Origin of the sequence: Nonomuraea phyllanthi, assembly GCF_006334985.2 — a bacterium.
Lineage (GTDB): Bacteria > Actinomycetota > Actinomycetes > Streptosporangiales > Streptosporangiaceae > Nonomuraea > Nonomuraea phyllanthi.
In genome coordinates this window covers 1-10,375 of record NZ_VDLX02000046.1, presented here as the reverse complement: position 1 = coordinate 10,375, position 10,375 = coordinate 1, and the positions used below count along the sequence as shown (strand labels likewise).

Sequence of the window (10,375 nt, the reverse complement as noted above, 5' to 3'; positions counted from 1 at the left end):
GACGGCCTGCACGACTTCGGCTCGCAACTCAGGTGGATATATTCTCGGCTTCTTCGCCACGTGCTTCCTTTCCGGACTGTCTCTGACCCTACTTGGGTCCGAGTCCGGAAGGGTCGGGGCACCTCAGCCGGACCGGAGTTTCGGGATGGCCAGCTGAACCGTCCCTGTGCGAGTGTCCCACTCGCGCTTGCGGTAGCCGTTGCGGGAGTTGGTCCGCTCGTCGCTGCGCTCGCCATAGCCGGCTCCGCACAGAGTGTCGGCCTCAGCCGACATCAATGCCTCGGCCATGGTCTTCACCATGGATCGCAACAGATCCGGATCCCCGGTCTCGATCTGCTTCGCCAGCCACTGCTCGGGCGTCACACTGAGGTCTGCGGCCATCGCCTGGTTCCCTTCGAATCTTGATCTTGCTAATCGAAAGGATCACGCGATGGCCGTCGCTATTTCACGACGCCACGCCTGTGACCAGGCCAAACTCGTACACCACTTCCGTGGACGCAACCGACTTCTTCACCAATCCGGATGGGGTGCACGGTGGGCGATTACGGGATGTATGGTGCTCTATGGGAGTATTTTCCCATGGCAGCCGTTAAGCAGATTCAAGTCGCCTTCGATTGCGCTTCACCTGAACGTGTCGGTCGCTTCTGGTGCGAGGTATTGGGATATGTCGCGCCGACACCGCCTGAGGGGTTCGCCAGTTGGGACGACTTCAATCGCACGCTGCCACCCGAGCAGCGGGACTCATGGTTCGCATGCAGCGACCCCTCGGGCGTCGGTCCGCGGCTGTACTTCCAGCGCGTTCCCGAAGGCAAGGTCGCCAAGAATCGACTGCACCTTGACGTGCGGGTCGGCACCGGACTCGTCGGTGCAGAGCGCCTGGCAACCCTCGAGGCCGAATGCGCACGATTGATCCCTCTCGGCGCGAAGCGCGTGCGGCTCCTGCCCGCCGATGAAGAGAACGAGTCGTGCCTCGTGATGCAGGACATCGAGGGCAACGAGTTCTGCCTGAGCTGACAAACCTCTAAGAAGCAAACCGCGCGGCAGTGCCGGCTCGCATGGGGAAGATGCCGCGCGAACTCGGCCGACGGGAACAGGGGCCTTCACCGCCGGGTGGCCCAGGGGAATCTCACCCCTGGGCTCCCACAGAACGGAGCGTGACGATCTCTCGTCACTCCGCTCGTCTCATCCGATCCGTTAGAACTCGGTCATCCAGGCCCAGTGGGCGAACAGGATCGGCTGGCGATGCAGCACCCCGTTCCACCACCGGTTGGCCTTGTTGAACGACCGTAGCCGTTTGAACTTCCGTCGCGCCCAGCGCATCAGGTAGGTGTTGATGCGCCGTAGAAGAGCGTCGAGTTCGGTCCGGTAGAACTTGCCGTAGTAGTTCATCCAGCCGCGCACGACCGGGTTGATCCACTTGGCGAGTTCTGCCAGATCATCGGTGGTGCGCAGATGGATGCGCCAGGCTCGGATCGTCTCGCTCATCTTCTTGCGGGCGTCCTTGCTGACCGCGGGCAGGAACGCGGCGAACATGCTCGCTCCGTCTCGGGTCAGTGCTTTCCTGGCGCGGAAGGTGTAGCCCAGGAACGTGAACGACGTCTCCTCATGATCGAGACGCCGGTTACGGTCCTTGCAGTACACGATCTTCGTTTTGGTCGGGTGCAACCGCAACCCGACCTGTTCCATCCGCGCTTGCAACGCGGCCAGGACCTGCTGGGCCTGCCGCTCGGTCGCGCAGTGCACCACCGCGTCATCGGCGAACCGCTCGAACTCCACGGTCGGGAACTCGCGTTCCAGCCACGTGTCGAACGCGTAGTGCATGAACAGGTTTGCGATCACGGGACTGATCGCCGACCCTTGCGGGGTGCCGCGATCCCGCTTGGCCAACCTGCCCTCGGGGGTGAGTATCGGGGCGGCCAGCCACCGTTTCACATACAGCACGATCCAGCGCTGCTCGTGGGTGGTGTTGGCCTCCACCGCCTTGATCACCAGGTCCCACGAAACGCTGTCGAAGAATTTGGCGACATCCAGGTCGATGACCCAGTCCTTCTTCCAGCAGCGTTCCCGGCACCGGGCCACCGCCTCCAACGCCGAGCGCCGGGGCCGATACCCGTAGGAGTCGTCATGAAAGATCGACTCCGTGCGGGGCTCCAGCACCAGCGCCGCCACCGTCTGCGCGACCCGATCGCCGACGGCGGGCACGCCGAGCGTTCTCGACCCGCCCCCCGCCTTGGGGATCTCCACCGCCCGCACCGGCGGGGGAAAGTAGGTCCCCGACGACATCCGATTCCAGATCCGGTAGAGGTTTTTCCCCAGATCGGCCTCGAAGTCGGCGATGGACTGCCCATCCACCCCGGCAGCCCCCTTGTTCGCCTTGACCTGCTTCCACGCCTTCCACACCAGGCGCTTGGGTATGTCGAACGGTTTCCCGTCCGGACCTGACCTGCTCACTCGTCTCCTCCCGGAGAACTTCCGGTTGCTCGAACAAGCACATCCAGATGAGCCGGCCCCTTCGCTCCACCCCGATTACCGGGGCTTCACCGCTACTACGAGCCGGTCCGCCAGCGCGCGCCGCGACGGTACTCAGCACCTCCCGGTTTCCGCCGGTCGGTACGCTCCCTCTCGCACCACCCCCCACCCGGGGTGGCCGGGCAGTGTCGGCACACGCCTTCCCACGTTCCACACGAAAGCCGCAGACCGGACTCACGCCACCTGCACGCCGGACACCACCTGGCCAGTAGACGGGCTCCCGCCAGACTCATCCCGAGATCGCCTTGAGACCCCGGTTTCGATGTCGGTTCCTACTCTCGACGCTTCAGCGGTGGTTCACTCGCGTTCGTCTTCCCGGTCCCCACCTGACGGAGTCTCACCTCCGCCTTTTCCCCGACGCTCGGCACGACAGTCTTCGGCTAACGCCCCTCGGGGTGGTTTGACGCCTCCCCCCGCAGGGCGACGTCGAAGGGCCACAAGTCCTTCATCTTCCGTGCAGCAAGCACGTCGAGCTGGTCGTCTCCTACCTCACGACGACTCCTCTCCGCACACGTGGCGCAACAAGGCCAGGTAGTTAAGGCTTTCGCGGTGCCGTCAAGACGTGGTTCTCAGGACATGAGGACGGAGATCCAGTAGAACGGTTGGCTTTGGAGGTCTCCACCAGCACCGTTTGTAGGTCAGTGCTGACACCACCCGGACCAGGAGGGCACCCTAGTGTTGGTGGGAGTTGACACCACCCTGGCGGGTGCGCAAGCGGAGCTCGTAGAGCAGGCCAAGCAGCGGGAGCACCCCAATCGGGACGCCCCCGAGCACGTCCGCGATCAGGCCGAACTGTGGGCGGGACACGCACGCACCGAACTGGAGTGGGCGAAGAGCCTGAGCAAACGACTGTCTGAGGGCGCCTACACCATGGCCGATGATCCGGGTTCGTGGCGAACGGTCCCCGATCACCTCAAGATGCGCTTCTAATCAAACTTGACTAGATGTTTCCTCCTCGTGTACCCTGACCAAGTAATCAAACTTGACTAGTCTCTACTAATCCGTTCGCAACACCGAGAGAACAACACCGAGAGAAGGAATCGAACCCATGGGAAAGTTCGCGATCGAGACGAGAGGGTTGAGCGGAGGTGGGCGCATGTCGGCGACGAAGCTCCTGGTACTCGGTATCGTGCACCTCTCCGGCGGCGCGCATGGCTACCAGGTGCGGTCCGAACTGCAGAGCTGGGGTGCGGAGAGTTGGGCCAAGATCAAGCCCGGCTCGATTTATCACGCGCTGAAGAAGGCGGCGGCTGATGGCCTCCTCACCGAACACGCCGAGCCGGGCAACTCCGGGCCGGAGCGCGTTCTGTACCGCGCGACAGCTCGGGGACGTGACGAGATGGTCAAACTGGTCCGCGACGGTCTGCGGCGCACCCACGACCCGGACATGCTCAACGCGTCCATCGCCATGTTGCCCATGCTGACCAGGACAGATGCCATCGCGCAGGTTAACGAGCGGGTCGCGCGCCTGGAAGCGGAGCTCGTAGAGCAGGCCAAGTGGCGGGAGCACCCCAATCGGGACGCCCCCGAGCACGTCCGCGATCAGGCCGAACTGTGGGCGGGACACGCACGCACCGAACTGGAGTGGGCGAAGAGCCTGAGCAAACGACTGTCTGAGGGCGCCTACACCATGGCCGATGATCCGGGTTCGTGGCGAACGGTCCACGATCCCCTCAAGATGCGCTTCTAATCAACCTTGACTAGACGTTCTCCTCGTGCACTCTGGCCCAAGTAGTCAAACTTGACTAGCTCAACCAATCCGTTCGCAACACCGAGAGAAGGACTCGAACCCATGGGAAAGCTCGCGATCGAGACGAGAGGGTTGAAGAAGAGCTTCGGCAAGACCCACGCGGTCGCCGGTGTGGATCTGGCCGTGAGCGCCGGTGGCGTGTACGGCGTGCTCGGCCCGAACGGGGCGGGCAAGACCACCACGATCCGCATGCTCGCCACGCTCCTGCGCCCCGACGCCGGAGAGGCGCAAGTGCTCGGCTACGACGTCGTGCGTGATGCGCGTTCGGTACGGACCCGGGTGAGCCTTACCGGGCAGTTCGCGTCGGTCGATGAGGATCTCACCGGGGTGGAGAACCTGTTGCTGCTCGCCAGGCTGCTCGGCTACTCGCGCCCGCGGGGCAGGCGGCGAGCGGCCGACCTGCTCGACGCGTTTGGCCTCGCCAATGCCGCCGACCGGCAGGTGAAGAAGTACTCCGGCGGGATGCGCCGGCGTATCGACATCGCAGCGAGCCTGGTCGTCCCCCCGGAACTGATCTTCCTCGACGAGCCGACCACCGGGCTCGACCCGCGCAGCAGGAACCAGGTCTGGGAGATCGTCAGGGGCATGGTCGCCGAAGGCACCACCGTGTTGTTGACCACGCAGTACCTCGACGAGGCCGACCAGCTGGCCGACCGCATCGCGGTGATCGACCACGGGAAGGTCATCGCCGAGGGCTCCAGCGGCCAGCTCAAGGCATCGTTCGGCGCCGGCTCGCTGCACGTACGGCTACGTGCGCCCGAGCAGCGGGCCGAGGCCGAACGGGTCCTCGCCGGCGTCCTCGAGGTGCAGGTCGAGCCCTCCGCCGACCCGGTCGCGCTGTCCGCAAGGATCTCCGACCCCGAGCGGGTCGCCCGCGCCCTGGCCGAGTTGTCCCGCAGCGGCATCGACGTCACCGAGTTCGCGCTCGGTCAGCCGAGCCTGGACGAGGTGTTTCTCGCCCTGACCGGTCACCCGTCCGAGGAGACACCCAAGGAGGATGCCGCATGAATGCCACGTCCGCGGAGCAGGCGTCGCCGCCGGTCACCGAGGACGCGCTGCGCGGTGTGCTCTTGGCCGGTGAGCGCCCGCCCCGACCCGGTCCGGTGAGTACCTCGTTGACATTCGGCTGGCGCGCTTTGCTGAAGATCAAACACGTCCCGGAGCAGCTCGTCGACGTGACCATGTTCCCGATCATGTTCACGTTGATGTTCGCCTACCTGTTCGGTGGCGCGCTCGCCGGGTCGACGCAGGAATACCTGCAGTTCCTACTGCCGGGCATCCTGGTGCAGGCGAACGTCATGATCACCATGAACACTGGTATTACGCTGAACACCGACATTCAGAAAGGCGTTTTCGACAGGTTCAGGTCGCTCCCGGTGTGGCGACCGTCCCCGCTGGTCGGCGCCCTGCTCGGCGATCTGGTGCGCTACTCGATCGGGTCGGCGATCGTCATCATGCTCGGCCTGGTCCTAGGGTTCCGGCCGGAGGGTGGCGCCGTCGGCGTGGTGCTGTCGGTAGCGCTGCTGCTGGTGTTCTCGTTCTGCCTGTCGTGGCTGTGGACGATGCTCAGCCTGATCCTGCGCACGCCGAACTCGGTGGCGGGGGTCAGCATGATGGTGATGTTCCCACTGACGTTCGTGAGCAACATCTTCGTCGACCCGAAGACGATGCCCGGATGGCTTCAGGCGGTCGTCGAGGTCAACCCGATCACCCACCTGGCGACCGTGGTACGCGGCCTGATGGACGGCTCGGTGCCCGCCGGGGAAATCGGCTGGGTGCTCGTCTCGTCCGTACTTCTCGTCGCGGTCTTCGGTCCCATCACCATGGTCCTCTACCGCAAGAAGAAATAGATCCCGCTACCGCGAGCACTTGGTCGACATCAACTCCGACAACCCGGCCCACTCGGCCAACGCCATCACCGGTACCAGGCTCGGACACGACAAGGAGAGCCGAATGAGCACCATCCCCAAGAACAACTCGGAAACCGTTGCGCACACGCCCGGGCGGGCGAGCAGCATCGGGGTCTGGATTCTGCAAGTCGTGCTGGCGGCGATAATCGCCGGCGGCGGAATCTCGAAGCTCGCCGGCGACCCGGTCATGGTGGACATGTTCGCCGACATCGGGGCTGGCCAGTGGCTCCGGTACCTGGTCGGAGCGCTGGAGGTCGCGGGAGGGGTTGGACTTCTGATCCCGGCTCTGGCGGGCCTGGCCAGTCTCGGGTTGGCGGCATTGCTGGCCGGTGCTGTCATCACCGATCAGTTCGTGCTCGAGCAGAGCCCTTGGCTGCCGCTCGCCTTTCTCGTCGTGGCGGCCGTGATCGCAAGGGCGCGGTGGTCGCGCACCGAGGCCGTCGTCGGCACGCTGCTCAGGCGCTGAGACAAACCTCTCGAACGGAGATGTGAGATGAACGAGATGGCCTTTCGCGTGACATCAAACGATGGCACCGCCATCGCCTACGACCGGAAGGGAAGCGGCCCGGCTGTCGTCCTGGTAGGCGGCGGACTGGACGACGGAGCCGAGAACGCTCCCTTGGTACCTGCTCTCGCCGAGCACTTCACGGTTTACAACTATGCCCGTCGGGGACGCGGCGCGAGCGGCTTCACCGAGCCCTACGCCGTGGAAAGGGAGATCGAGGACCTGGATGCGTTGATCGCGGAGGCGGGCGGCTCGGCACACCTGTTCGGGGCGTCCTCTGGTGGCGCGCTGGCGCTGGAAGCCGCCGCGGCCGGGTCAGCCATCGACACGATCGCCGTGTGGGAGGTGCCCTACGTGGTCGGGGACGACATACGCCCGCGATTCGAGGAGTACATCGCGGACACCCGACGCGCCTTCGACGCCGGGCGAGACGAGGAGGTTCTCGAACTGTTCATGCGCGTGACCGGCGCCTCCGACGACAACATCGCGGCCAGGAAAGCGGCAGGCAAGCAGACGGCGCATTGGGCGGATTCGGTCGCCCTCGCGCCCACGCTGGTCCACGACAGCGTCTTCCTCAACCGCTACCAATTGCCGGCCGATCGACTGGCAACGGTCACCCAACCGGTCCTGGTCACCACCGGAGGACCGATCACGGTTCCCTACATGGCAGGCCTGCCCTCGGACTTCTTCGACCGCGCGGCCGACGAGCTTGCAGACCTACTACCCCACGCTCAACGGGAGACCCTCGAGGGGCCGGATCACGTCGTCGACCCACAGACCGTCGGCCCGCTGTTGCTACGGTTCTTCAGCAGCGAACGCTGAGGGGCCCGCGAGGTGTTGCGGGAAGACCGATTAGGCACCGCGCAAGCAGATCTTCGTCGCGCCAGGGACACGGGGCGGACAGGTGGTGTCGAGGTTGATGTCGTCGGCGGCATCACAGGCCTGATCCTGGGCGTGCTCGTCACCAACGTCTTCGTCACCACGCAAGGCCGGGCCGTCGTACTGACCTGGGCTTCAGTGGGACTCGACCTGGCCTACTCGCTGCTCATCGGCTCCGTCGTCGGTCGTACCCCGCACTCCGGGCCGACTCAGTACCGCCCACCGAAGCCCTGCGCAGCACATGACCAGGCACCTCGGTAGGGCCAGTGATTCCGGGCTGTGGTCGCATGCGGTCACCGTTCCCGGGCGGTGGCCCGGTGCCGAAAGTCGTGCCCACGGCGTGCTCACGTCAGGAGTGCCACCGATGACGCAGCCGCGTTCCCGGGTCGACCTGTACGCGGCGATCCGACGGGATGCCCGATCTGGGATGTCCAACCGCGCGCTGCAGCGCAAGCACGGCGTCGGCTTCCGAACCGTGACAGCGGCGCTGGAATCTGCATGGCCGAAGGAGAGAAAGCAACCGCCCAAACGCGGCTCACGGCTTGACGCGTACCGAGTGGTGATCGACGACTGGCTGCGCTCGGACCTCGACGCGCCGCGGAAGCAGCGACACACGGCGAAGCGGATCTTCGATCGACTGCTTGACGAACATGACGGGGCCGGGGTGGTGTCGTACTGGATGGTCCGCGAGTACGTCGCCACCCGACGCCGTGAGATTCGCGACGAGGTCGGACGGGAACCTGCCAACGCGTTCATCCCGCAAGAGCACCTCCCGGGCCGCGAGGCCGAGGTTGACTTCGGCGACGTCGCCATCCGCCTGCGCGGCGAGCTCGTAACCTGCGCGCTGTTCAGCCTTCGGCTCTCCTACTCGGGCAAGGCCGTGCACGGGGTCAGTGCCTCGGCTGGGCAGGAAGCCTTCTTCGAGGGTCACGTCCACGCCTTCAACGTGCTCGGCGGGGTGCCGACCGGGAAGATCCGCTACGACAACCTCAAGGCCGCCGTCGCGAGCGTGATCGGGTTCTCCCGCCAGCGGGTCGAGGCCGACAGGTGGACCGCCGTCCGTTCCCACTACGGCATCGAAGCCTTCTATTGCCAGCCCGGAATCCAAGGTGCGCACGAGAAGGGCGGCGTCGAGGGGCAGATCGGCTGGTTCCGACGCAACCACCTCGTCCCCATCCCAGAAGTCGACTCCCTCGCCGAGCTCAACGCTATGGTCGACGCCTGGGACGAAGCCGACGACGCCCGGCGGATCGGGTCCCGCGCCCGCACGGTCGGAGAACACTTCGCCACCGAGCAGCCACTCCTCGCGCCCCTTCCGACCGAGCCGTTCGAGACCGGCCGCTGGTTCACCCCGCGCGTGGACCGGTACGCCCAGGTCACGGTCCGGATGAACAAGTACTCCGTGCCCGCGCGCATGGTCGGCCGTCAAGCCCGGGTGCTCCTGAACGCCAGCGACCTGGTCGTGTTCGACGGCAGGACCGAGATCGCCCGCCACGAACGGCTCATGACCAAGGGCTCGACCCGGGTCGACCTGGACCACTATCTCGAGGTCCTCCTCCGCAAACCGGGCGCGCTACCCGGTGCGAAAGCGCTGGAGCAGGCCAGGGCATCCGGGCGGTTCACGCCCATTCACGACGCCTGGTGGGCCGCGGCCTGCAAGGCCCACGGTGACGCCGACGGCACCCGTGCCCTCATTGAGGTCCTGATGCTGCACCGGCACCTTCCACACGACCACGTCGTCGCCGGACTCGCGACGGCGCTGCGTGCAGGCGCGCTCACCGCGGACGCTGTCGCGTTGGAAGCGCGCAAGTACAACGACACAGCAGATGGCGGAGCCGACGACACGACAGCGGACCACCAGTCCCTGATGAGCGGCGACAGGGCACGCGGAGAAGGCGAGATCCCTGCCGTGCGATCGCTGACCGAGCGCCGGCTCCGCGCCCACATCCCGGCCGACACTCGGCCGCTGCCGAGCGTGGAGAAGTACGACCAGCTGTTGGCCAGCCGACGTGACACCCCGAACGAAGGAGCCGCACCGTGACCACCAAGCGCCGTGGAATGACCGAAGAAGCAGCCGACGCCGCGATCGACCAAGCGTGCCGGATGCTGCGAATGCCCACCATCCGCAACTCCTTCACCGACTACGCCGACCGGGCAGGGCGTGAGCAGATGTCTTACCGCGGGTTCCTCGCCGAACTATTGCTCGCCGAGTGCGACGATCGCGCCCGACGCCGGTCCGAACGCCGGATCAAGGCCGCCAAGTTCCCCCGCGAGAAGTCCCTGCGGGCCTTCGACTTCGACGCCAACCCCAACATCGATCCCGCCGTGATCCACACCCTCGCCAAGTGCGAATGGGTCCAGAAGGGACAGCCGCTGTGTCTGATCGGGGACTCCGGCACCGGCAAGTCCCATCTGCTGATCGCACTCGGCACCGAGGCCGCCATGGCCGGCTACCGGGTCAAGTACACCCTGGCGACCCAGCTTGCCAACGAGCTCGTCGAGGCCGCCGACGAGATGACGCTGGCGAAGACCATCGCCCGCTACGGCCGCGTCGATTTGCTGTGCATCGACGAACTCGGCTACATGCAACTCGACCGCCGCGGCGCGGAACTCCTCTTCCAGGTCCTCACCGAGCGTGAGGAGAAGGCCTCGGTCGCGATCGCGTCCAATGAGTCCTTCGGCAAAGCGCACATGTTCGCGCGAACTTGTGTCAGGCCGCGCCGAAACATCACATGTTCACGGAGCCGGAGTCGCGGAGGGTTACGTGGCGTGGGCCGTTGTATGGGGCCAGCGACAGTACCG

10 protein-coding genes and 1 pseudogene are annotated in these 10,375 nt (G+C 65.6%); 9 read left to right on the top strand and 2 right to left on the bottom strand.

What is annotated here, in order from left to right:
- Window positions 1-126 precede the first annotated feature (126 nt).
- Window positions 127-381: pseudogene (locus FH608_RS50980) on the bottom strand (transposase); the annotation flags it as partial.
- 198 nt (window positions 382-579) lie between these two features.
- Between FH608_RS50980 and FH608_RS50975 the strand changes: the two are divergent.
- Complete coding sequence (locus tag FH608_RS50975; RefSeq protein WP_139638441.1) at window positions 580-1,014, top strand: VOC family protein; 435 nt, start codon at window positions 580-582, stop codon at window positions 1,012-1,014.
- A 180-nt stretch (window positions 1,015-1,194) separates the two neighbouring features.
- Here the strand turns inward: FH608_RS50975 and ltrA are convergent, their stop codons facing one another.
- Entirely contained in the window at window positions 1,195-2,451 is a 1,257-nt protein-coding gene (gene ltrA, locus FH608_RS50970; RefSeq protein ID WP_139638440.1) for a group II intron reverse transcriptase/maturase, read from the bottom strand.
- Between the two features lie 759 nt (window positions 2,452-3,210).
- Between ltrA and FH608_RS50965 the strand changes: the two genes are divergently transcribed.
- From FH608_RS50965 to istB, 8 genes are all read left to right on the top strand, one after another.
- Window positions 3,211-3,459, top strand: coding sequence for a hypothetical protein (locus FH608_RS50965; protein ID WP_139638439.1), 249 nt, complete (start codon window positions 3,211-3,213; stop codon window positions 3,457-3,459).
- Window positions 3,460-3,625: 166 nt separating this feature from the next.
- Window positions 3,626-4,219, top strand: a complete 594-nt coding sequence (locus FH608_RS50960; RefSeq protein ID WP_139638438.1) for a PadR family transcriptional regulator — start codon at window positions 3,626-3,628, stop codon at window positions 4,217-4,219.
- A 102-nt stretch (window positions 4,220-4,321) separates the two neighbouring features.
- Entirely contained in the window at window positions 4,322-5,287 is a 966-nt protein-coding gene (locus FH608_RS50955) for an ATP-binding cassette domain-containing protein (protein ID WP_139638437.1), read from the top strand.
- Between the two features lie 56 nt (window positions 5,288-5,343).
- Window positions 5,344-6,129 (top strand): ABC transporter permease, encoded by a 786-nt coding sequence (locus FH608_RS50950; RefSeq protein WP_226900755.1) that lies wholly within the window; start codon window positions 5,344-5,346, stop codon window positions 6,127-6,129.
- 19 nt (window positions 6,130-6,148) lie between these two features.
- Window positions 6,149-6,655: a DoxX family protein gene (locus tag FH608_RS50945; protein WP_226900753.1), complete on the top strand. Its 507-nt coding sequence runs from the start codon at window positions 6,149-6,151 to the stop codon at window positions 6,653-6,655.
- Window positions 6,656-6,682: 27 nt separating this feature from the next.
- Window positions 6,683-7,516, top strand: coding sequence for an alpha/beta fold hydrolase (locus FH608_RS50940; protein WP_132104294.1), 834 nt, complete (start codon window positions 6,683-6,685; stop codon window positions 7,514-7,516).
- A gap of 421 nt (window positions 7,517-7,937) precedes the next feature.
- Window positions 7,938-9,614, top strand: coding sequence for an IS21 family transposase (istA, locus tag FH608_RS50935; RefSeq protein WP_139638436.1), 1,677 nt, complete (start codon window positions 7,938-7,940; stop codon window positions 9,612-9,614).
- Window positions 9,611-10,375 (top strand): IS21-like element helper ATPase IstB (gene istB / locus FH608_RS50930; RefSeq protein WP_317135629.1); only part of this gene is annotated, 765 nt, incomplete at its 3' end. The genes istA and istB, both read left to right, overlap by 4 nt.